Genomic DNA, 22,912 nt, shown 5'->3' with positions numbered 1-22,912 from the left:
ACAATGAAGAAACTTATTTTATCAATGGCTATGCTTGCCATGGTGGGAGCAACAGCCACAGCACAGGAAAACAATGATGGTCTGACACCAAGCCGTCCGCTTACTTCGGGAGAGCTTTTTCAAGGTATGAGCCGTGCCATACCAACGGGGCGTGTCGTACTGCCGTATGGTCTGGACGTAACCTTTGACAAGACCGTACACCTTATCTTCCCTTCTGCCATTCGCTATGTAGACTTAGGTTCGCAGAACATCATCGCAGGCAAAGCGGAGGATGCAGAGAACGTACTGCGTGTAAAGGCTTCGGTGAAGGACTTTGAGACGGAAACCAATATGAGTGTCATCTGTGAGGACGGCTCTTTCTATGCTTTCAACGTAAAGTATGCTGATGAGCCAGAGAAGCTCAGCATAGAGATGAAAGACTTCTTGTCACCAGCGGACGGAAGACTGCCAAGTAATCGCTCTGACATTTACTTCAAGGAACTCGGTAATGAGTCGCCCGTATTAGTAAAGCTGATGATGCAGACCATCTATCAGAATGACAAGCGTACCATCAAACACATCGGTGCACACCAGTTCGGCATGAAATTCCTGCTTCGTGGCTTGTATGCCCATAACGGCTTGCTGTATTTCCACACTCGTATGGAAAACGGCACGAATATGCCATACTCGGTGGACTTCATCACCTTCAAGGTGGTTGATAAGAAGATGGCAAAGCGTACCGCCATACAAGAACAGGTATTGCAGCCACTTCGTGCCTATCATCAGGTAATGCAGGTGCGTGGCATGGGCAGTGAATACACTGTGTTTGCGCTCGAACAGTTTTCTCTTGCAGAAGACAAGCAGCTTGAAGTGACGCTCTATGAAAGAAATGGCGGTCGTACGCTGACCTTTTATGTAACGGCAGAAGACCTGCAGATAGCAAAGAAGATTGATAACCTCAAACTGAAATGGTAGGCTTTATGAAGAAGAACCTTATTTTATCGGCTTGCGTGGCGGTGGCAATGACTTTCAGTCTGCCGTCGCACGCACAGCGACTCATTCCTAAGCAGAAAGGGATAGAAGTCGTTGGAAGTCTTCCCCTTATCAAAGGCGAGAAACTCTTAGCCAAGGATAACTTCGGCGTTGGCGTATCACTTACCCGCTACTTGAAACGAGAGAACTACTCCTTTGTAGGAGTTGAGTATGAACAGCAGAATATGCCGTATAGGGACTATGGCGTAAAACTCAAAGATGCGCTCCTGCACTTGGGCTATATGCACCCGATACTCTCCGACAATGGCAAGAACGTGCTTCTCTATGGTGGCATATCCGCATTAGGTGGTTATGAGGAAATCAACGAGGATCAGAAACTACTGCCCGATGGGGCTACGCTGCTCGACCGCTCACACTTCGTCTATGGCGGTGCCGTGCATAGCTCGTTGGAAGTATTCCTTACGGACAGGCTTCTGTTTCTTGTCAAGGCACAAGGGCGGTTGCTCTTCGGCTCTGACGTACATCGTTTCCGTCCTGCGCTATCAGCAGGACTTAGGTTTAATATTTAATAGAAAAGAAACATGAAAAAGAAGATATTAAGTTCAATATGGGTAATGGGCGTACTTTCCCTTGCCGTGTTTTGTTTATCTGCTTGTGATAGGGATTTGGATGTTCAGCAGTCTTATCCGTTCACTGTCGAGACGATGCCCGTTCAGAAGGACATTGTCAAGGGACAGACGGCAGAGATACGCTGCACGCTCAAGCGAGGGGGCGACTTTGCTGACACACGCTACACCATCCGATACTTCCAGCCCGACGGCAAGGGAACACTGAAAATGGACGATAGAATAGTGTTCAAGCCCAACGACCGCTATCCGCTCACAAAGGACGTTTTCCGCCTTTATTACACCTCGCTCTCCACCGACCGCCAGACGATTGACGTGTACGTGGAGGACAGTTTCGGTAAGATGCAGCAACTGACTTTCAGTTTCAACAACGAAAAGGCGGAAGAAAAGGGAAAGACCAACGCAGCAGTAACCAAAGCCTCGAACGATGCGAACAGCTAAACGCTTTGCTTTATTCTGTATAATGTGCTTGCTCTGCCAGCCGATCCTTGCCCAGCGCAGGGTACGGTTGGCAGACTTGCCTCCTTTTGAGCGCGCCGTGGTGGTCGTGAAATACTTCGAGGGACTACACAGAGAGAGTTGCTATCCATACGTCGGCTATGGTCATCAACTGCAACCGGGCGAACGTTTCACGGCAGATATGACGGAACGGCAGGCGGACTCGCTCCTCCGTGCCGACCTTTGGAAATGCTTTGAACACTTCAAAGGATATGGCAAGGATGCCCTGCTGCTCAGCCTCCTTGCCTATAATGTGGGCGTGGGGCGATTGCTGGGGTATGGCAAACATCCCAAGAGTAGGCTACTCAAAAAAATAGAAGCTGGAGACAGAAGCTTCTATCGGGAGTATGTTTCATTCTGTCGATATAAGGGCAAGGTTTTGAAAGGTTTGGTCAAGCGCAGACAGGTAGAGTTTGCCTTGTTCTTTCTTCCTTAACCATAGACTGCTATTTTTACTCTTGAATATTATACATTTTAATTTGGTTGTGTAAAATGAAATTAATATCTTTGTAATAATAGCATATTATTAATTAATTTAAATAAAAATCATAATCATGGATAAAACAGATGTAATTTTGCGAGAGCTGACAGAAAAAGAGGTTCTGGAAAGAAAACCTTTTTCACATTTTGGGTGGGAAGGAAATGGAGCATTTTCATTCGTTTCGATATCAGATGGGTATTGGGATTCTGCAAAAATATTACTGGGAAAGATGATTTCTGATAGCCGTAAGATAGCAGTAATTGATACGCTGATATATCCTCTATTTTTCAATTACAGACATTCCATAGAGGCATACTTAAAGGCACTTTTTTTTAACCATGGCAACCATACGGAAGAGGAAAGGCAAAAGTTCTTAAAATGTGGACATAATCTTCAATCTCTATGGAGTAATTTGCGACCGACTTTGGATGCAGGGAAAAAGCATGTAGGAAGCTCTGTCAATTTAGATGCAATAGAACATTATATAAAAGAAATTAATAAATTTGATCCTGACTCTATGGTGATGCGGTATCCTATTAGAAAAGATTTAAAGAATAATAAAGGACGTCAATACCGCGTTGATTTCATTCATTTTGGAGAACGTATGGATGAATTGTGTAATTCTCTGCGACAAATAGATTACGATATCTCTAATCAAATGGATGAATTAGCTACTCCAGAAGAATTAAGCAAATACCTTGAAGTATTCACAAAGTACAAGGATGAAATAGATGAATTTTTATTGCTTTTGGAGAAGGAGTTGAAAGATGAATATAAGGAAGTTGCCATAGACTTTTTCGATTTAGGAACATTGTCAAGTGATGACGAAATGTCAGATGTCGACAAATTCATCCAAGATTGTGCCCCAGATTTGCTAATTCTCCTAAATAATCTATATTATGGTGGACGTTTGGTCAATGAACAAGCTGTTCGATTATCAACCTCTCCAGTTAGAAAGCAGAAAGAATTTGTTCGTTTCTGTAACGAACTATTGAAAAAAGATGGACTCTCTTTTGGAACGGAGCCTTCTGAGGGGCAAATAAATATAGAAGGTAAACTAGCCTCATCCTTGATAGCAGGTATCTCAACATCTATTTCCATTCTAAATTTAGCAGATAAGATACAATAAGAAAGATAGAGTATAAGTCAGATATATTCCTGCGACTTTCTTTTGCTTCTTTTCTTTGGTCGCCTACTCGTTCAAAGAGAAAGAAAAGAAGCCACGCAAACCAAAAATTTGCGTGGCTTTTGCTAGTATTCAGAAGGATATTTTTGCACTTTCGTTATTCTGTCTATTCGTTTGTTGGGATGTCTGTCAAAAGCCCAATTTATTTCATCATCGGGCAGGGTGCTGTGAATGCTTCCACCCATAATCAACCCACAATTTTGCAGGACTTTTTGTCGTGCGTCTTCCTTGCTCTCCGCAACCACATCAAACACTCCATCGAAGATGTATTGTGTCCGAACTCTGTAAACTTTCTTCTTCATAATCTTAAAATTCAACCTTTAATAATCTGTATTCCTTTGGCTCTCCATTGGATAATTTGCGGTGTTTAAGCCAAAAATGATGTGCGCCATAGCCGTATGCAAAGAACTTATCAAGTTCTGTTTCTTCGGCTATTTTGTTGATAGCCGACCTTAACTCCTCTTTGTTGTCGGATAGGGTTATTGCATTAATAACCCTTATGAGAATATGCGGTATCTCATCCACATAGTTGTAGATAATGTTTTCAATCTCTGTTTTCATATCTCTGATAATTTAATGGTTTATACTTTATGCAGTCGCTTTCATTCTTCGACTTATAAGATCTCGATTGGCATTCACAAGGTTTACTATCTGGTCGTGATATTCCGTGTTCTTGTTGCACACGCCACGACTTTGCACCACCTCCAATGATTTCAGTGATACTTCTATTGTTTCTATCCGCTTGCCCTCAATGGTTGCCGATAGGATTAGTGAGTCCTCTTTAAGATAATATTCGTTGGAGAATACGCAATGGTGCATGGTCGCTCCCTCCTCCAAATGTTCCTGCACGCTCTCCAATACATGGACTTGGATAGTGCCGTCCGTGAAATGGATACCGAAAAATTTGGATTTAAGTTCTTTGAAACGCTTTTCATCTTCCATTGCCTTCTTTTGTTTCTGTTCTATTTCCTCCCTTTCACGCAATCTGAGAAGTTCCTCGTGGCTGCGGTCGTGTTCGCCTTTAAGGTCTGTTGGGCAAAGAAATTTTGGGTTGTGAATATCCTTGCCCAACCTGCGGAGTGTGTCTGCATAGTCACTCCAAAGAGAAATGTCTGCTATCTCATAGCCATTACGGACTGCAATCTTGTAGGACTGCCATAGTTCCTCAAAAGTCCTCCTGTTGCCAAGAAAGTAACGTAAATGGTCTGTTCGACCTGCCTTTAGCAATGTTTCCACACGGCTGTCTGTAAGCAATGCAGGAATAAGCTGGGTAGGCACGATGCCATAGAAATTATCCTTAAAACCATTTCTGCGAAGTATGTCTGTAACCTTGAACTTCGGATATATCGGTGAGTAGGCAATATGCTGATAGGCTTCATTATCGTTGCGGATTGCCATAGGACTATAATAGGAAAAGGTATCAACATAGTGTCCCAATACCCTCTGTATGGCAACCACAGCTTTTCGTCCCTGCATATTCCACCAATATTGCCCAATCTCAATTATAGAAGTCTGTGCTTTGTAACCTTTCTCCATACCCACAACAAGTAGGAACATACGCAATACTTGAAACTCTCCACAAGTGGTAAGTATGGTGAAATACTGCTTCTCCTGCAACTTGCGCTCGTAGGTTTCCTTGACCTGCAACTTTGCCCTACAACGAGGGCAAGTGCAAGTTTCTCTATGTTTGTCCATTACCCAATTATGCCCACAATCCATACAAGTGGTGCGACCTTTTGGCAAGCGATAGGCGAAGTGGTCAATACACTCACGGAATGCCCACTTACTTTGTTGCTTGGTTATCGGGCGAAGATGCTTGCTTTGTTCCAAAACCGCTTTTTCAAATTTGTTTCTTGGTTTCATAGGCTTAAAAATCGAATAGTGATGGTTGTACTTGGGTTGCTATGTTCTCAGTCTTTTTAACTCGTGCGTTACGGCTCTGTATCTTGGCAAGTTCCTCACGCTGATATTGCTTAATGGCTTCTTGCCTTGCTTCGGCTTTTTCTTCCTCTGTGAGTTCTACCATGTGATTGACCATTACTTGGCAATTGGTAGGCTTGCCAATCTCTATATTGTCCTCATCATAGTAGTGAACAGCCATAGAGAAGATTTCATCATCATCAAAGCCGTTGCAACCACTTTTCTGCACTTCATTAAGAATGTAGGTGATGCACTCCTCGATATTCTTGTTCGGTTTTATCAAGTTAGGGGCAAATAATGGGTCTGTCATAGCACGCTGATTAAGATACTCGGCTATTGTCCGTGTGAAATGTTCTGTTCCTTTCATTGTCGTATATGTTTTGATGTTGTTAATACTTGGAAATTTCTACTATTTGATTGATACGCCCATATAGGTAGGCTCTTAGGCTTGTTCTGTCGGGTGCGTAATACTCTGTCCATTGTCCGTACTGATTGACAAGGTATTTCTTCAGCACGTCAACGAAGTCAAAGCGATAGCCTTGCAGGGGTACGGCTGTTCGGAAATAGGTGTTTGAGTTCACCGCCTCACATAGCCAATTCTTTTCCTCACGGCTCATACACTCACCACGATTGAGTTTCATACGTAGGAGATATACTTTGCTATTACAAAGGCTCTCCAAAGGGGGAACGTCCCATTGTACAAACTTAATTGCCAACACTTGCTCACTTTTTTCAGCCACAGGGTTAATGCGGTAATGAGAGGAGGAGCTATATCCTTTTCTGTTCATCGAAGATGTTGTATTTATTTTTTGCTTATCCATAGCGACATTTTTTTTATGCGTCCAAAGATCGGAGTATGCTGATTCCTTTTTGTAGCAAAATAGAGGTAGCGGGGCGGGCTTGCACAAGGTTTTGGCGGAAAATACTACCCGTAGGTGTGGAGATTTTCCTGACAAACCAAACGGCACAGACCTTTTGAAAGCCACAAGCCCAGTACTACCTTTGCGGATAAAAAGGGAACAGCATCCGTCTTCTTGTCATCGCATATCGTGGAGCATTGGAAAAGAAGCAAAAGTGCAACGCTCGTAGTGGGAAATAGAAAAGGTGGCTATCTTAAAATGCGAGATAACCACCTAATGAAATAATATGAAAGGTTTTACAGAGCTGTGCTTCTCAAAGCACGCAGAGCAGGATGGCACAGAGAATCGCCAACCAGAAGAGAATGCTCAGCAGCGTAAATGCCACTTTCAGAATTACCCTGACTATAAAGCGTAGTATCAGAAAACCTGCAATAACTGACACGACAGTTGCGACCTGTGGTGTTATTATCTTTGAGATAAGCCAAATGGCGCCGATAACGATGGAAAGCAGGATTGCGAGTTCGATGAAGCGTGTCCAACCGAAGCGGCGGACTTGCTTGGGCAAAGTCGGCTGCTGCTTATCCTTATCGGTTTTGTTCGATGCGTCTGCCTTGATGAAGGCAGGTGTGTGAACGTCTTGATTCATGATGATTGTATTCATAATCGGAGCTTTTAATAGTTTCAAGAGCAGTTACAAGATGCGCAGACTACACAAAGACAAGTGTTTGAAAAAACTCTTGGCGTGTGGAGTGGAGCGTTTATCTTGGCTCTTGAAACTACAAAAACTCCGAATAGTGCTACATCAAGTCATATTCTCACCGCCTATCGTTGGCAGACCATTGACCTCTATGAGCAGAACGATGGTACCTGTCAGTTCGGTGTAGAGTTTCTCATACTCTGGAGTTGCGCCAAAGTCGTCTATCAGTTCATACTTGTCGAAAACGCTTTGCACAGCCTTATTCTTCAGAAGCATTGGTGTTAGTCTTTCGGGGAGCGGAGAGGGCAGTTCTTTCTCGAACTCATTCTCTAAGACAGACACAAGTGTATCATACTTTGAAAAATGCAATCCTCGATGCAACACTTCGCTTGCCATTACCTCTGCTTCGGGATGAGAAAAGCCTTGTGCTATAGCATCGCAGTAAGTTGTCAATGCTTCGTCTGCGCGAGCAGTTATAAACGTATTTTCATTCACTCTCTCTGGAAAATGCTCTCCGAGATACGCTTCCAACTTCAAACGGAAGTAAGAAAGTTCTTTCTTTGTTGTTGTCATAATCTTCCTGGTTTAGGGTTGTACATTATTTTGAGTTGATGCCCATAGCAACATTGAACTTGTCTAACTTGCCAGCCAACTGTTCCATATCGTGTTCTATCTTCTTATTGGTTATACGGGCATAAATTTGTGTAGTTTTAATGTTTGTATGCCCCAACATCTTCGATACACTTTCCATAGGAACACCCTTGCTGAGCGACATGGTTGCAAACGTATGTCGGGCAAGATGGAAGGTCAGATTCTTCTTGATGCCACAAAGATCGGCAATTTCTTTCAAATATGCGTTGGTTTTCTGATTAGTTAAGATGGGAAACAGCTTGCCATTCCGATAGGTCTTATGACTGTATTTGGCGATGATACTCTTGGGAATGTCAAGAAGCAACACATTTGTTTCCACGCTTGTTTTCTGCCTTTTGGTCATAATCCACTGCTTGTCATCAAGCGTAACTATGTTGTCTGGTGTAAGGTTGGATACGTCGATATATGCCAGGCCTGTGAAGCATGAAAAGATGAAAACATCCCTTACTAACTCCAAGCGTTGAATAGCAAAATCCTTGTTGGCTATCTTCATAATTTCCTCATCCGTAAGGAAGCCACGGTTTACCGGCTCCAAGTGAAAACGATGATTGAGGAAGGGGTCGTGAAGAAGATAGCCACGCTTTTGTGCATAGATGGTCACGGTTTTCAGTGCCTTCAATTTCTTGACTGATGTGTTATAGGCACACCCAGCCGCCGTACTCAGGTACAGCTCAAAGTCCTGTACTACGGATGGCGTGAATTCTACCAGTCCAATATCTTTCTTCCCATACTTATAGATAAGGAATTCTGCGAAATGCCTTCTTAAAACGCTGTACTTTTGCAGGCTGTCCTTGCTGATGGTATGTCCGACACGCTGTCTGACATCTTCGTTGAACTTGTCGAATATAGGGAGAAAGGTCGTGTACTCCCTGTCTTTCCCGACAAAGAATGAGCGGATTTTATCCAATGACAAGGATTCATCATCCTCGAATTTGTGGTAAATGTTATTCAGCATTGTGGAAATGGAGTCCAATGCGGCATTAGCGGATAAGGCTTCTGCCGTCCGACCTTTGAGCCTGCTGGTAGTGTTATTCCACAGCGATTTGTCCACGAATATTTTCGTAGATCCGAAATTAGCCATCTCTCCGTTAAGGAATACTCGGAGCATTACAGGCGACTTTCCTTCTTTGTTCTCATAGTTTGAGCGTAGGTAGAAGGACACCTTGAAAGTTGTTCTCATAATGCATCATTCTTTTGTGTAGCACTCGGCTGCAAAGTTAATATATAACACTCTGAAAAAGAAAGAATTAATGCCGTCAATATGGTATTCAAAATCCAGTCACTGCTACATTTTTTACTGCTACAATTTTTGTGTAGCAGTTTATGTAGCAGAATTTGACCGAAAGATGATTGTCAAAACATAGGATTATGCCGTCAGGCGATAGAGGTATATACAAAGAAAAATCGTTGTAAAACCTTGATTTTACAACGATTAGCAAATTTTTGAAGGCTAAATTGACAACCCTTGTGAAGTCCTTTTGAAGCCTATTAGCGGAGAGAGAGGCTTGTGAACCTTCGGATATTGTAATCTGTAAAATGGAGAAAACGGCATGAAGACAAACAACAATCCAAAAATAAGAACAAACACTTCCAATCAGCGTAGTTATTTTGATTGGGGCAGCAAAATGCAAGTCATTCGCAAAGGAAACGGAGAGATAGCCATGACAGAGAGTGAACTTGTGAAGTTCTTCGGGGTAACATGGAGGAAACTCAACCACAGGTTGCAAACGATAATAAAATCCTCCAACCTGCATCCTGAAGAAAGGAGTACAGTTGAGAGGGTAACAGTCAGAGATAAGGAGTTGGCAGGTTATGCATCGCTTTATCCACTCCCAATCATTATTGCCCTGTCTTTCCAATTGGATAGCACAGGAGCCCACTTCTTCAGAAAGTATATCATCAATGAACTACAGCGACCGACAACAACTTTAACACCGGTATTTCTTTTTGGAGATACACAGCATTAAATTATCTATATCTTTTTTCTTTCACCGATATTATCCTACTACATAACTACAAATAGGGTAAAACGGTGAAAGAGAAGATGTTGTGGGACCGTTATTATGTTGCGAATTATCTTACTACCAATCTACTACTAACTATGGTAAAATAGGACTGATTGTTCATTTTGGAAATATTTCAAAGACTTCTTTGCTGGTTAGCTAGATAAAATACCCACTATTGAGTATTTTGTGTATCTTTCTTTTTATGTAACTTTGGTGAAAAATTATAACCTATAAACATTTAACACATAAGGACATGAAAAAAATTTTATTATTACTATCTGTTATTGCTTTCTTCTCTTGCAGTAATGAGGAAATCTACAATGAAAAAGAGAATGTGAGTCAAAAATTGTCCGAAGAAAATTTCAATGTCACACAAAGTGATATTGAGAAGGTTGTCGTTGATTATTTTTATTCGACACGGACAAGGGCAAAAGGAATTTCTTGCGAAATTGCAGAAATTGACACTATTAGTAACGATGCTAACAGTGCAACCAGAGCAACAATTGACAGCCCACATAACTTGTTGTACATTGTGAGAATGTCAGACGGATCAACCGTGGTAGTAGGTGGCGACAAAAGAGCAGAGCCTGTTTATGCACATTTTGACAATCTCAATTTGAAAATAAATGAAAAGGGAGAATTTGTAGGTGATAGTATCCCTGAAATTATTGGTAATCTAATGGAAAATTATATAGTTGATGTAAAAAATAAAACAACAAATAATAACCAAGTAAACAGCTATTACAGTAATAGGCAACAATTAAATACCCGAGCTGGAGATTCCAATGACGAAGTTCTCCCTAAATTAGCCTATAGATTTACAGATGCATATAAATACAACGAGAACCACAAGAACTACAATACTTTTTCTTCACAAGATATAAGACCTTGGACTATTCATGCTCTTTGTATTGCAATACCTGATGGAAAAGAAATTAGAAGTTTTGACAAATACCAACTAAAGGCTTCATGGAAACGAGCAAAGAAATTAGATGTTACGCAATTAAAAGGAGATATGTATACAGATTTCGTTGAGATGTCTAATAGAATTCCACAATTTAAATTAATGCCGAACTCTGAAATATCAGGACTTATGGCTTTTGAAGCTGTAAAGAATTTCTTTTCGGGTGCAGATGGAATTCCAAGTTTGTCTTATGATACAGACTGGTTTAATATGCTTAATAACTTAAGATTGGAAACAGGCATTTCATATATATATGGGTATCGTGATAGAAAACATCCTACCTTTTTTAGGCACACTTCTTACTATAATTTTAGTTTCTTTTTAGCTGACGGATACAAAAAAATCAATGGAGATTATTATATCCATGTAGTAGGTCCCATTGGTAATTATGGAATTGTATCTGGTTATGTATTGGATTTTAACAGGAAAAATGCAGGTCGCTTCCAAGATACACATTGGACAGAATGGTATGGAGCCCCATATAAGACAAGAACTCTTAATATTCACACGACTAAATATTTACCGCAATGATGATAAAAAGGATTCTGCTATTCATAGCCGTTATTATAATGGTTTCCTGCTCTGACGAAGATAGGAATAGAATTCCAAATATTACCCCAAGTAAGATAGAACTATCCACTGCACATCCAGAAGGCTTTTTCCAGTTTATGGAAGGTGATTATGCGATGTATGAGTTTAGGATTGATTATGGGAAGAATGACACTGAAGTATCAAAAAGAATAACCAAAGAGATTTTATCAAAGGAACAGACTGTCGTAGAACTTTCTGATGGGAATAAAGCCACAATTTATTGTAAAAATGGCATACTCCAGAAAATAGAATTTGACTTTATGACAATAAGCAAGGTACAGACAGGAAAATATAAAGTCCAATTGAACAAAAATAGCATCCAGCAAGTACCTGTAGCAATTTCCTTTGGATTTAGTGTTCCTGATGGAATATCCACTATTGGAATAACTTTTAAATAGCAAAAGATATGAAAAAAATATTTTTATTTTTATCCTTAGCACTTCTTGTTTCATGCAATCAAGAAGAGCTTCCTCAAAAACAGACAACTCCGATTGTTAAAGAAAATAGTTTTAAGGTCGGGAAAAGTGATATAGAAAAAGTAGTTAATGGCTATTTACAAGCGGGTAACACAAGATCTACAAATAATGCTTGTATGATTGTTGGTATTGACTCTATTAATGCGCAAGATAATACGACAAGAGGAATACAGAAAGAGAGTAATCCACAGAACTTATTGTATTTTGTCAAAATCTCAGACGGCTCTACTATCGTTATTGCAGGTGACAAGAGAGCCGAACCTATTTATGCGCATTTTAATAACATCGAGTTAAAGTTTCTTCATGGAAAGTTGATAGAGCAAGAAAAATTACCAGAATCTTTTCTTTTTATGCTTGGGACGGCAGCTACATCAGTTTACAACCGAATGACTCCGGATGCGCCCATAAATTCTCATTGGGACCAGCCTGAAACAAGAAGCTCAAAAAGATATGAGGAATCCGTGCCCCAAAAATGTAATGTAAGGTGGGGACAGGGTAATCCTTTCAATTTACAGTCACCTTCATCAAATGGGAAATATGCTTCTAATGGACGAGCTGCTGCGGGCTGTGTACCTATTGCAGTTGTCCAAGCACTGACAGTGCTAAAGAATGATTTTGGTGTATTCAAAGGGTATGGATTAAAGACTTCTTGGAGCAAACTGAAGACAAAGGAGTATGGTTATTACTTTACTTCTCAAAGTGAAAAAGACGACATTTCAAATATTATAAAAAGAATAGCAGAAAATATTGGTACATCATACGATAAGGATGGCTCTGCGGGGACTGACACTAAAAAAGCTATGAAATTCTTAGGCGATTATTTAGGTGGAATGTTCAGCTATGATACTGATTGGAATAATATTAGTAACAATATGAAAAATAATACCTATGGTCTTTCGTTCTTATCGGGCAAAAAGCGCAGTAATGGCTGGTTATGGAAAAAACTGGGAATTGATATGCCAAGTTCTGGACATTGCATGCTTTTGGATGGGTACAAAATAATGAATGGGCAGACCCTATACTATATAAATTTTGGCTGGAACGGATCTGCAAATGGCTATTATCTATATGATGATAAGACATGGAAAGAAGATTCTCCCAGGCAATATGACCTTATGATGAAAGTTTATAATTTCCATATAGATACGGATTATGATGATTTTTAAGTTGTAAAAATATTTATACTGTATTATCGAAAGATTAAGACATATAGTTTCTTATGTTACGACAAATATAGCTTCTTTGATAGATGAGGAAGGATATATCAAGATAAAAATCACCTCATAAATAGTTACAGGTAGTAATGCTAAATCTAACAGAGCCGTATCAAACTTTATAAAAAATATGATACGGCTCTGTTCCCATATTTTGGAGTACTCTCATTTAAGATTAGAGGATTATCCTTTTAAAAGTGGAGTTTTGGCATATATTTATATTATATAGTCATCGTGATATTCCATATAGTTATTTCCTTAATAATATTTTCTCCAAATCCGAAGACTTATAGAGTATCTTCCCAGCAAACTGCGTATAGGGGATAATCTTCCTGTCCCGATAGTCCTGCAAGGTGCGAGGGCTGATGTACAGCCGCTCACACACCTCCTTGCCTGTGAGGAAGTGTTCACCGCCAAACAAGGGTTTGTGTGTCTGTGCTACTTCCTTTATTCGTTTGTTCACACTTCTTATGGCGGACAGCACCACCTGCATCTCGTCCGCATCCATGTTCAAATCTCTTACTGATTCCATTGTCCTCTTATTTTATTTGTTGTTCTTTGATTTCTCCGATTTTGTCTGCAACAACCGCTCCACGTCCTCACGCCTGTAATAGCACTTGTGCCCGATTTGTGTAAACGGTAGCACGCCCGTATCACGGTAGTGCTGCAAGGTGCGCTTGCTGATGTTGAGTAGCTGACATACATCCCCATTGTGCAGCCAATCGGTGTGCTGACTCTGTTCTCCGAAAGCTTTGTGGCAGGTCTGAGCAAGATTGAGTATCTCATCCCTCAGTCTTGCCCAATTTGAATCCGTAATGATAAAATATCCCATAGTTTTATTATTGTTTTGTTTGTATTTCTGTCTTGTTGGTTTAATAAAACCTTTGTCCGTTTTGCGTTTCACCGCATATTTCTGCCTGCAAAAGTAGAGAGTGTTTGCCATACTTCAAAGCACGAGGGAACAGCAGGGAAATAGAGGGAAAAACATGGAAATGGCAAAAGGATTGTCGCTCTCTTTCTTTGTCTCTTTACTCCATTTTATCATATCCTTTTAGCCAACGCAATACGATGCGTATTGTAGCAAATTACCACCTGCCTTTCTTGCATTCTTTACACACTTGTCCTCTTGTTTGGGGCTTAAATCCATACTTTCCAACAGTTTCTTGTCAAAAATCCGTGAGAAATTCATTGCCAATTTGCGCAACATTATGCAAGCACTCTCCGAATGCTTGGAACTTTCCAGTTCTCTTCATAACTTCACTCTCGGAAACCAAACCAAGCATATAATGAAACGAAACGCAGATAAAGGCAATTCAGTGGACGAAAATAATACGCCCAAGCAAAGGAAGACTTCCTCCAAAAATGGTGAGATAGAAACTTATCTCTCCTCTTATTATGAGTTCAGATACAACACGGTGTTGGGGCGAACCGAATACCGAAGCAAGGAAGATGCTCACTTCTCAAAAGTGGGTCGCTATGAAATCAATACACTCCGCAGGGAACTTGACAACGATGTGGGGATTATCACATCTTCCGACAACCTCTATTCCATTATAGAGAGCAGTTTCTCTCCACGTGTCAATCCCATACAGGAATATTTCAATGGATTGCCCTTGGTGGATATTGGTAATAGCAGAGGTAATTATAGTGGCAATAGCGATAGTTGTATTCATGGCAGTAGTGGTAATGGTAATAATGAACACAATAACCATTGTGATACTTCTTCCTTTTCACTGAAAGTCATTCCCGAACTGGCAAGTTGCGTAGTTGTGCGCAACTCTGACAAGTGGCTGCCATACCTTACCAAATGGCTCGTGGCAGTGGTCGCCAACGCCATGGACGACCGTGAATGCCGTAACCATACCTGTCTTGTACTGACAGGCGAGCAGGGCAAGTTCAAGACAACTTTCCTTGACTTGCTCTGCCCACCTGCCCTGCATGGTTACAGCTACACGGGAAAGATATATCCGCAAGAGAAGGACACGCTTACTTATATAGGGCAAAACCTCATCGTAAACATTGACGACCAGCTCAAAGCCCTCAACAAGCGTGATGAGAACGAACTGAAAAACCTCATCACCTGTCCGATGGTCAAGTACCGTATGCCTTACGACAAGTATGTGGAGGAACACCCACACTTGGCGAGTTTCGTTGCATCGGTAAATGGTAACGATTTCCTTACCGACCCCACAGGCAGTAGGCGGTTTCTGCCCTTTGAAGTATTGTCTATTGACATAGAACGAGCAAAGGCAATCTCAATGGATAGTGTCTATACCGAAGCAAAAGCCCTGTTAAAATCTGGTTTCCGCTATTGGTTTGACGATAATGAGATAGTAGAGCTTTACAAAGAGAGTGAGGATTTCCAAGTGCAGACCGCAGAAATGGAACTACTGCTACGCTGCTTTGAGAAGCCAACGGAGGATGAAAACTATTCGTTAATGACCACTACGGAGATACTCACTTATTTGGGAATTTATACTCACCAGCCACTTGTTGCCAAGCGTATGGGTGAAGCCTTGAAGAAAGCAGGATACATAAAGGTGAGCAAACGAAGAAACGGTAGTAGCCCCATCTATGTCTATAAGATTAGGAAAATCTTGCCCTGCCCGCTCCTTCAAACTTGTAGTAGCCAAATGTAGTAGAATGTGTAGTATTGTCTTATACTACAAAGTAACACTGATTATCAATCACTTATCACAAAATAGTATGTAGTAAGAAGAAAGATGAAAAAGTTTGGAGGGGAAAAAGTTAGGAAAAGGGAAATTCATTCAAATGTAATCAAATATAATTCAGACAATCGATTATAACTCAATCACTTAAATTATTCAAGCAATGAAAGAAGAAGATTTATCACTCATCAAGCGATACTCCATCGTAGAGTATCTTGAAAGGAAAGGTATCAAACCCTTGCGCAGAACACCTTCCTATGCGCTGTACCGCTCACCACTCAGAGAGGAAACGCATCCGAGTTTTAAGGTGGACACACAGAAGAACCTCTGGATAGACTATGCCGAAGGTAGGGGCGGAAGTATCATTGACCTCTGTATGCGCTTGGAAGGCTGCACGCTATCGGAAGCCATTTGCCGTTTGGGACAAAACGCTACCGATAATATAACATATAGTTCTCACAAAGACTTCTCACAAAACAATCTCCAACCAACGATGGCTGCAAACGAGACAAGGAAGCTGATAAGTATATCAGACACCCTACTGCCACATTTGCAGGAGTATCTTACAAAGGTACGCTGCATTGATTTGGAAAAGGCAAAGCCTTTCCTCAAATGTATCAGCTATGAGGTAAGGGGCAGGCGCTATCAATCCATCGGCTTTGCCAATCAATCAGGAGGGTATGAACTTCGGGACAATGGCACGTTCAAGGGTACGATAGCACCGAAGGACATTACTCTCATATTCACAGACAAGCAAACAGAATACGCAACAGACAAGACACAGTCCGTATGCATATTTGAGGGCTTTATGGATTTTCTCTCCTTTCTTTCAATGAAAGATGAAATAACGAGTGTCTGTCTTGTGCTAAACTCGGTAAGCAATGTGGCAAGGGCTATTCGATATCTGAGTGACCACAACCTAACGCATATCCGTACCTTCCTTGACAATGACGATGCAGGGCGGAGAACCGTGCAAGAATTTGTAAAGGTAGGTTTCAAGGTGGAGGATATGTCCGTACATTACAAAGGCTTCAAAGACCTCAACGAGTTTCATGTTTACCGTGTCCGTGAGCGACAGAAGCATAAAGGGCAGATACAGATACGGATGTCGGTTACAGAACAAAATCAAAACATGAAATCAAAACAAGTCAAACATAAAATGAGATAAAAACATGGAAAAGCAAAAAGTCAGTAACGAGGGAATGAAGAATACAATCCATTCCGACAAGCAGTATTTTGGACTAAATCAGATAGAAAATTCGTCTGAACATATCATTGCCGAACTTCGGGCAAGGAAAGCAAGACTTATTCAAGAGCCTAACGAACAGGACACAGAGAACACTACGCACTCTGAACCTGCACAGCATACAGAGAATGCAACTGTTCAAAGGCGCATCAGTGCCAAAATGAGAAAGGAAACGCTCGAATCCTACAAGCAGGCCTACCTTGTTCCAACAAAACTAAGCAACCGAAAAGCGGTCTATCTGAGCCGAGAAACGCAGGAGCGTGCCGACTTCATCGTGCGCAGATTGGGCGACAGGGGCAGCAACCTTTCAAGTTTCGTGGAGAACATCGTGCGCATTCATTTGGAGGAGTATGGTGAGGACATAGAGAAGTGGAGAAAGCTGTGAGGCACAGGAAAAGGGGGCGAGGACTTTTGGGAAAAGAGGCTATTATTCCACTCAAAACCCTCAACCCTTTTTTAGAGAACATAACAACAGACATTTGTCAAACATACTGAATGATGGGAACACCACGAACGCAGTTAAACACAGAATGCACGGCATTCACTTTTCGGCAGCAAAACGCCTTGTGCGTAAACGTTTCGTTAGCTGATATTGCAAGACGTCAGTTTGTACCCACAAACTGCTCTTGCTCCCCTCGTCTATCTATCGGGGAGATAAGACCGTAATCACTCCGTTCTCATCGGTCAGTATTCAGGAATTAAGCAACAACAAATCATCTATAATGATAAACTTTCAAAGAAACTTATATGAGCAGATACAAGGGAAAAGCTGCCCGATGGCAGCAACAGGATAAGGAAGAACAGAAGATGAACAAGACAGAGTTCATCAAAGTAAGATGTACCTTAGAGGAAAAACAGCGTATCAAGTCAAGGGCGGAAAGCACGGGACGGAAATTCTCCGATTATTGTCGGGAAATACTCCTTAACGGAGAAGTAACAGCCGTTCCCAAGATGACAGACAATGAGAGGGAAGCCATTGCCATTCTCCAACATACAGGAAGGTACTATGGGCAGATTTCCAATCTCATCAAGCTCAAGGACGAGGATTGGCTACTAATCACCAAGAACCTTTCGCTATGTGCCAAAGAGGCATTTAAGCGGTTTTACGACCCGCATTTTCGGGTAGATGATGAAATATATAAGGTCTTAAATCTAACAAGAAATGATAGGTAAATGCAAGGCGATAGCGCACGGAAGCACAGCTTTGGACTATATTTTCAGGGAAGGCAAACTCGGTAGTCGGCTTGCATTCCACAATCTTTGCAGCAGAGATCCAAAGACTATCTATGAGGAAATGAAAGTGGTCAGTAACTACAACAGCCGTTGCAGGAACAAGTTTCTCCGTATCGAAATTGGCATCGCACCGCAGGACGAGAAAAAGCTGTCTGTGTCCGAATATATGTGGATAGCACATTTGTTTGCCAAACGAATAGGACTTGACAACCACCAATGGGTAGCAGTAACGCACAAGGACACCGACAACAGACACATTCACATCATCGCCAACCGCATCAGTCTGTATGGAGAAGTCTTTGATACCACCTTTGTGAGCAATAGGGCTGCAAGGGTGGCGGAGGAAATAAGCAGAGAGAAAGGCTTGACCATCGCAAAGGAGATTAAGGCGGAAAGGAAATACCAAAAGGCAAAAGTCAGCCAGACGAGAGAGCAAGCAAAGAAAGTGGTGCAACAAATCTGTTATTCCATGCTTGACAAGTACAGAGATACAGGCATCACAGGGCATTCCATGTTCCTTTATGAATTGAACAAAAACGGCATTACCATAGAGCGTATGAAGAATAAGCAGGGCAAGGTATATGGCTTGAAGTTCTCCTTCAATGGACAAAGCTTCAAAGCTTCCGAAATCGGCAGGGAGTTCGGCTACCATTCCTTGCAGAAGAACTTTGAAACAACTAACAAGGAAGAATCAAGGAAACCACATCTAACAGTACAAGAGCCTACAGAAAAGAAAGAACAATCTGATACAGGCTACCAACTTGTACCTCCAAGCCGCTCCTCTATCTCACGAGACAATGATACCTCACAAGTGCAGAATCCCATTGGTGCAGTGGCAGACACCATCGTTAGCGCAGCCGATGAAGCGGTGGAAGGGTTAGGCGATTTAATTACACCAAGTACACAAGGCAATGACTTAACCGAAGCTGCATGGCAGCGCAAACTCAGATACCAAGCTAACAGAAAGAAGAAACGTGGAAGGGGAATATATACATAGCATACAAAAAGTGCATAATAAAGAATATCTCATCAAAAACGCTTGCTATTCGGTAACAAAGTATTATCTTTGCAAACAGAATAACAAGCGTTCTTTGTTAGGCAGAAAACAGCGAAGCCAGGTAGCTCGCTCGTTTCTAAATCGTTACCAGTTTAGTCTTATCAACAAGGTAACTTATTTATTTTCAATCAGTTGTAGTTTAAGAATTATCTTAGGCTGCAAAAGCATGTATATTGCGGGATAAAAGCAATGCTATTGGCTTGAAAAAGATAACAAAAACGTTGCTTCATACATGGATGAAGATGCAATGTATTGAAGCTGAATGAGATACGAAAAACGCTCATTTTTGGCGTATTTGCAACCTTGTGTGATGTTGTTTGCAAATACGCCAAATATAATGAAGTATGTTGTCAATAAAATTCATCATCATTTTGATGTGTGATGATGCCTTTCATCGACGAGTACCATCTTGTGATAGGAGTGTGGTTACAGCTTTTCGCCGTAGCAAAGGTCACCGGCATCCCCGAATCCCGGTACGATGTATTGGTGCTCGTTCAGTCCCGGATCGATGGCAGCGCACCAGATAGTGGTTTTCTCCTCGGGGAAAGTCTTCTTGATGTGTTCGATACCTTCCGGACTGGCGATGACGCATGCTACGTGAATACGCTTGGGCGTGCCCTTGGTGAGGAAAGCCTTGTAGCCCAATTCCATTGAGGCACCGGTGGCCAACATGGGGTCGGCAATAATCAACGTCTTACCATCGATGCTTGGTGTAGCCAAATATTCAACATGAACCCCAATGTTGTGGTGTTCCTCGTCGGTATATTCGCGGTAAGCAGAAACGAAGGCGTTGCCCGCATGGTCGAAGATATTGAGGAATCCGTTGTGAAAGGGAAGACCGGCGCGGAAGATGGTTGCCAAGACAATCTTGTCGGCAGGTACGTTTACTTGTGAAATACCCAATGGGGTAGTAACATCCTTGGTTTCGTAATCCAATTGCTTGGAAATCTCGTAAGCCTCCAGTTCGCCAATTCTCTGGATGTTGTTACGAAACAGCAAGCGGTTCTTTTGGTAGTCTACATCTCTCGTCTCAGCCAAATATTGATTGATGATAGAGTTAGACTCACTTAGGTTGATAATTTTCATTGCGTAGCGTATGTTATGTTTTCACCGTGCAAAAATAGGCATTTTCCGTTTATTTTTGCAAAGTGAAAATTGCAAATATCAGTGCCATGCGTTCTTTTTTCATTTCTTTAACCTAATGAGTACAGCCTATATACATTTTTTACAAGCTAAAATTTGTCAACCTATTTATTTTAGTTAATTTTGTAGTCGTCAAAGAAATGACGTAAAACAGAATAATTATTCACACTTAAATACATTTAAATATAATGGCAAAGTTTGATAAATCGGTACTGGAAAAGTACGGAATTACAGGTACAACAGAAGTTGTTTACAATCCTTCATACGAAGTGTTGTTTGAAGAAGAGACCAAAGAAGGTCTGGAAGGCTTTGAGAAAGGCCAAGAAACCGAACTGGGTGCAGTTTGTGTTCAAACAGGTATTTACACCGGTCGTTCACCTAAGGACAAATTTATCGTTGACGATGCAAACTCTCACGACACTGTTTGGTGGACCTCAGATGAATATAAGAACGACAACCACAAGATGACAGAAGACGCTTGGAAGGTTGTTAATGAGTTGGCTAAAAAAGAACTTTCCAACAAGCGTTTGTTCGTAGTTGACGGTTTCTGCGGTGCCAATAAGGACACTCGCATGAAGATTCGCTTCATCGTTGAGGTGGCATGGCAGGCTCACTTTGTGACCAACATGTTCATCCGTCCTATCAACCAGGAAGAACTCGACCAGGAGCCCGATTTCATTGTTTACAATGCTTCTAAGGCTAAGGTAGAGAACTACAAGGAACTGGGCTTGAACTCTGAAACTTGCGTTGCTTTCAACGTAACGACCAAAGAGCAGGTTATCTTGAACACTTGGTACGGTGGTGAAATGAAGAAGGGTATGTTCTCTATGATGAACTACTACTTGCCATTGAAGGGTATTGCTTCGATGCACTGCTCTGCCAACACTGACATGAACGGTGAGAACACCGCTATCTTCTTTGGATTGTCTGGAACAGGTAAGACAACCTTGTCTACCGACCCCAAACGTTTGTTGATTGGTGACGACGAGCACGGATGGGACGATAAAGGTATCTTCAACTTTGAAGGTGGTTGCTATGCTAAGGTAATCAACCTTGACAAAGAATCAGAGCCTGATATCTACAACGCCATCAAGCGCGACGCTCTGTTGGAGAACGTAATCGTAAACGAGAATGGTAAGATTGACTTTACAGACAAGAGCCGCACCGAGAATACGCGTGTATCTTATCCTATCTACCACATTAAGAACATCGTGAAGCCTATCTCTGCTGGTCCTGCTGCTAAGCAAGTGATCTTCTTGAGTGCTGACGCTTTCGGTGTATTGCCTCCAGTATCTATCTTGAACGAGGAGCAAACTAAGTACTACTTCCTCTCTGGCTTCACCGCTAAATTGGCAGGTACAGAGCGTGGTATTACAGAGCCTACTCCTACATTCTCAGCTTGTTTCGGTCAGGCATTCCTTGAATTGCACCCAACAAAATATGCTGAAGAGTTGGTGAAGAAGATGAAGAAAAATGGCGCTAAGGCTTACTTGGTGAACACAGGTTGGAACGGTACGGGCAAACGTATCTCTATCCGTGACACTCGTGGTATCATCGATGCTATCTTGAACCACTCTATCGACGAGGCTCCTACCAAGACTATCCCTTACTTCAACTTCGTAGTTCCTACCAAGTTGGAAGGTGTTGCTACAGAGATTCTCGATCCTCGTGACACTTACAGTGACGCATCACAGTGGGATGAGAAGGCTAAAGACTTGGCTGCTCGCTTCCAGAAGAACTTCGTGAAGTACACAACTAACGAAGCTGGTAAGGCTCTTGTAGCTGCTGGTCCTCAGCTCTAAATCTGATTAAGACACGATTCATATAGACTGGGGCTTATTCATTGGATATTGATGAATAAGCCCCTTTTTACCTTTGTGTACATAACCTTTTAAAAAAAATCATAATTATAACCATTTAAAACCAAAATTCAATCATGATCAGACTAAACGCATTCTTGAAAGTAAATGAGAAGGATCGTCAACGAGTACTATCACTTGCAAACCAACTCGTAGACAAGTCGCGTCAAGACGAGGGTTGTATCAGTTACGACTTCTTTGAAAGTACAACCATTCCTGGTGTATTTATGTTTTGTGAAACATGGAAAGACCAAGAATCTTTGGACAAACATGCCAATGCTCCACATTTCTTGCATCTGGTACCTGAGATAGAGACTTTTGGCAAGATGAAGTTGGAAAAATTCATGTTCTAAAGCTTATTCATAGAACCACACCATCTATTATTAATAGGTAAGAAGCTTATTATTCATAGATAAGAAGCGACACAAGTCCTAAGAATCGTGGGAGTTGTGTCGCTCTTTTTATCCCTTGTGATTTGAATTACTTACCCCCATTGGATGAAAAGTTAACAATTGGTGTCACTATGCACAAGTTTCATTTCTTTATTGTACCTTTGTAAGGCC

27 protein-coding genes are annotated in these 22,912 nt (G+C 41.5%); 16 read left to right on the top strand and 11 right to left on the bottom strand.

Annotation, left to right across the window (positions count from 1 at the left end; translation table 11 throughout):
- The first annotated feature begins 3 nt into the window (after positions 1-3).
- The 5 genes from traN to NQ518_RS10160 all read left to right on the top strand — a co-directional run bounded on the left by traN (position 4) and on the right by NQ518_RS10160 (position 3,706).
- On the top strand, positions 4-954 hold the full coding sequence (traN, locus tag NQ518_RS10180) for a conjugative transposon protein TraN (protein ID WP_227962023.1): 951 nt from the start codon (positions 4-6) through the stop codon (positions 952-954).
- A gap of 5 nt (positions 955-959) precedes the next feature.
- Positions 960-1,541: a conjugal transfer protein TraO gene (locus NQ518_RS10175; protein ID WP_227962025.1), complete on the top strand. Its 582-nt coding sequence runs from the start codon at positions 960-962 to the stop codon at positions 1,539-1,541.
- 12 nt (positions 1,542-1,553) lie between these two features.
- Positions 1,554-2,039, top strand: coding sequence for a DUF3872 domain-containing protein (locus NQ518_RS10170; protein ID WP_227962027.1), 486 nt, complete (start codon positions 1,554-1,556; stop codon positions 2,037-2,039).
- Positions 2,026-2,532 (top strand): glycoside hydrolase family protein, encoded by a 507-nt coding sequence (locus NQ518_RS10165; RefSeq protein ID WP_036900558.1) that lies wholly within the window; start codon positions 2,026-2,028, stop codon positions 2,530-2,532. Before NQ518_RS10170 ends, NQ518_RS10165 begins: the two co-directional genes overlap by 14 nt.
- Before the next feature lie 118 nt (positions 2,533-2,650).
- A complete protein-coding gene (locus tag NQ518_RS10160) occupies positions 2,651-3,706 on the top strand; it encodes a hypothetical protein (RefSeq protein WP_007173308.1) in 1,056 nt (351 codons plus the stop codon).
- Between the two features lie 122 nt (positions 3,707-3,828).
- On the opposite strand, the gene NQ518_RS10155 is transcribed toward NQ518_RS10160, so the two are convergent.
- The 8 genes from NQ518_RS10155 to NQ518_RS10120 form a co-directional block, all read right to left on the bottom strand.
- Positions 3,829-4,065, bottom strand: a complete 237-nt coding sequence (locus NQ518_RS10155; RefSeq protein WP_036864491.1) for a hypothetical protein — start codon at positions 4,063-4,065, stop codon at positions 3,829-3,831.
- A 4-nt stretch (positions 4,066-4,069) separates the two neighbouring features.
- A complete protein-coding gene (locus NQ518_RS10150; RefSeq protein ID WP_036864488.1) occupies positions 4,070-4,324 on the bottom strand; it encodes a hypothetical protein in 255 nt (84 codons plus the stop codon).
- A gap of 27 nt (positions 4,325-4,351) precedes the next feature.
- Entirely contained in the window at positions 4,352-5,626 is a 1,275-nt protein-coding gene (locus tag NQ518_RS10145; protein ID WP_227962029.1) for a PcfJ domain-containing protein, read from the bottom strand.
- A 4-nt stretch (positions 5,627-5,630) separates the two neighbouring features.
- On the bottom strand, positions 5,631-6,050 hold the full coding sequence (locus tag NQ518_RS10140; protein WP_227962031.1) for a PcfK-like family protein: 420 nt from the start codon (positions 6,048-6,050) through the stop codon (positions 5,631-5,633).
- 22 nt (positions 6,051-6,072) lie between these two features.
- Positions 6,073-6,504, bottom strand: coding sequence for a hypothetical protein (locus NQ518_RS10135; RefSeq protein WP_260107736.1), 432 nt, complete (start codon positions 6,502-6,504; stop codon positions 6,073-6,075).
- A gap of 352 nt (positions 6,505-6,856) precedes the next feature.
- Positions 6,857-7,204, bottom strand: a complete 348-nt coding sequence (locus NQ518_RS10130; protein ID WP_227962034.1) for a hypothetical protein — start codon at positions 7,202-7,204, stop codon at positions 6,857-6,859.
- Positions 7,205-7,345: 141 nt separating this feature from the next.
- Positions 7,346-7,813 (bottom strand): DUF1896 domain-containing protein, encoded by a 468-nt coding sequence (locus tag NQ518_RS10125; protein WP_227962036.1) that lies wholly within the window; start codon positions 7,811-7,813, stop codon positions 7,346-7,348.
- A gap of 25 nt (positions 7,814-7,838) precedes the next feature.
- A complete protein-coding gene (locus NQ518_RS10120) occupies positions 7,839-9,071 on the bottom strand; it encodes a site-specific integrase (protein ID WP_227962038.1) in 1,233 nt (410 codons plus the stop codon).
- Between the two features lie 370 nt (positions 9,072-9,441).
- On the opposite strand from NQ518_RS10120, the gene NQ518_RS10115 reads away from it, so the two are divergent.
- The 4 genes from NQ518_RS10115 to NQ518_RS10100 all read left to right on the top strand — a co-directional run bounded on the left by NQ518_RS10115 (position 9,442) and on the right by NQ518_RS10100 (position 13,094).
- The gene (locus NQ518_RS10115; protein WP_004335668.1) at positions 9,442-9,858 is read left to right on the top strand and encodes a hypothetical protein; all 417 of its coding nucleotides are present in this window, start codon (positions 9,442-9,444) and stop codon (positions 9,856-9,858) included.
- Between the two features lie 292 nt (positions 9,859-10,150).
- Positions 10,151-11,392, top strand: coding sequence for a hypothetical protein (locus tag NQ518_RS10110; protein WP_004335666.1), 1,242 nt, complete (start codon positions 10,151-10,153; stop codon positions 11,390-11,392).
- Positions 11,389-11,850 carry a hypothetical protein gene (locus tag NQ518_RS10105; protein WP_004339658.1) on the top strand — a complete coding sequence of 154 codons (462 nt, stop codon included), beginning with the start codon at positions 11,389-11,391 and terminating at the stop codon, positions 11,848-11,850. The genes NQ518_RS10110 and NQ518_RS10105 overlap by 4 nt, the downstream gene beginning before the upstream one ends.
- Before the next feature lie 8 nt (positions 11,851-11,858).
- Positions 11,859-13,094: a C10 family peptidase gene (locus NQ518_RS10100; protein ID WP_227962040.1), complete on the top strand. Its 1,236-nt coding sequence runs from the start codon at positions 11,859-11,861 to the stop codon at positions 13,092-13,094.
- A 298-nt stretch (positions 13,095-13,392) separates the two neighbouring features.
- Here the strand turns inward: NQ518_RS10100 and NQ518_RS10095 are convergent, their stop codons facing one another.
- Both NQ518_RS10095 and NQ518_RS10090 read right to left on the bottom strand, forming a co-directional pair.
- Positions 13,393-13,674 (bottom strand): helix-turn-helix domain-containing protein, encoded by a 282-nt coding sequence (locus NQ518_RS10095; RefSeq protein ID WP_004339656.1) that lies wholly within the window; start codon positions 13,672-13,674, stop codon positions 13,393-13,395.
- Positions 13,675-13,686: 12 nt separating this feature from the next.
- Positions 13,687-13,974, bottom strand: coding sequence for a helix-turn-helix domain-containing protein (locus tag NQ518_RS10090; protein WP_004335658.1), 288 nt, complete (start codon positions 13,972-13,974; stop codon positions 13,687-13,689).
- A gap of 376 nt (positions 13,975-14,350) precedes the next feature.
- On the opposite strand from NQ518_RS10090, the gene NQ518_RS10085 reads away from it, so the two are divergent.
- From NQ518_RS10085 to NQ518_RS10065, 5 genes are all read left to right on the top strand, one after another.
- Positions 14,351-15,781 carry a virulence-associated E family protein gene (locus tag NQ518_RS10085; RefSeq protein ID WP_036875542.1) on the top strand — a complete coding sequence of 477 codons (1,431 nt, stop codon included), beginning with the start codon at positions 14,351-14,353 and terminating at the stop codon, positions 15,779-15,781.
- Positions 15,782-15,974: 193 nt separating this feature from the next.
- Entirely contained in the window at positions 15,975-16,979 is a 1,005-nt protein-coding gene (locus NQ518_RS10080) for a toprim domain-containing protein (RefSeq protein ID WP_227962042.1), read from the top strand.
- A 4-nt stretch (positions 16,980-16,983) separates the two neighbouring features.
- Positions 16,984-17,442 carry a DUF3408 domain-containing protein gene (locus NQ518_RS10075; RefSeq protein WP_004335652.1) on the top strand — a complete coding sequence of 153 codons (459 nt, stop codon included), beginning with the start codon at positions 16,984-16,986 and terminating at the stop codon, positions 17,440-17,442.
- A gap of 362 nt (positions 17,443-17,804) precedes the next feature.
- A complete protein-coding gene (locus NQ518_RS10070) occupies positions 17,805-18,230 on the top strand; it encodes a plasmid mobilization protein (protein WP_004339651.1) in 426 nt (141 codons plus the stop codon).
- Positions 18,220-19,287, top strand: a complete 1,068-nt coding sequence (locus tag NQ518_RS10065) for a relaxase/mobilization nuclease domain-containing protein (RefSeq protein ID WP_227962044.1) — start codon at positions 18,220-18,222, stop codon at positions 19,285-19,287. The genes NQ518_RS10070 and NQ518_RS10065 overlap by 11 nt, the downstream gene beginning before the upstream one ends.
- 486 nt (positions 19,288-19,773) lie before the next feature.
- Here the strand turns inward: NQ518_RS10065 and upp are convergent, their stop codons facing one another.
- Positions 19,774-20,433 (bottom strand): uracil phosphoribosyltransferase, encoded by a 660-nt coding sequence (upp, locus tag NQ518_RS10060; RefSeq protein WP_023057823.1) that lies wholly within the window; start codon positions 20,431-20,433, stop codon positions 19,774-19,776.
- 245 nt (positions 20,434-20,678) lie between these two features.
- Between upp and pckA the strand changes: the two genes are divergently transcribed.
- Complete coding sequence (gene pckA / locus NQ518_RS10055) at positions 20,679-22,292, top strand: phosphoenolpyruvate carboxykinase (ATP) (protein ID WP_102696344.1); 1,614 nt, start codon at positions 20,679-20,681, stop codon at positions 22,290-22,292.
- Between the two features lie 134 nt (positions 22,293-22,426).
- Positions 22,427-22,702, top strand: a complete 276-nt coding sequence (locus NQ518_RS10050) for a putative quinol monooxygenase (protein ID WP_004347859.1) — start codon at positions 22,427-22,429, stop codon at positions 22,700-22,702.
- The last annotated feature ends 210 nt before the right edge of the window (positions 22,703-22,912 follow it).

This window comes from Hoylesella buccalis ATCC 35310 (genome assembly GCF_025151385.1).
GTDB classification, from domain to species: domain Bacteria; phylum Bacteroidota; class Bacteroidia; order Bacteroidales; family Bacteroidaceae; genus Prevotella; species Prevotella buccalis.
The sequence above is the reverse complement of the archived record's forward strand: the minus strand, read 5'-3'. Positions and strand labels throughout refer to the sequence as shown.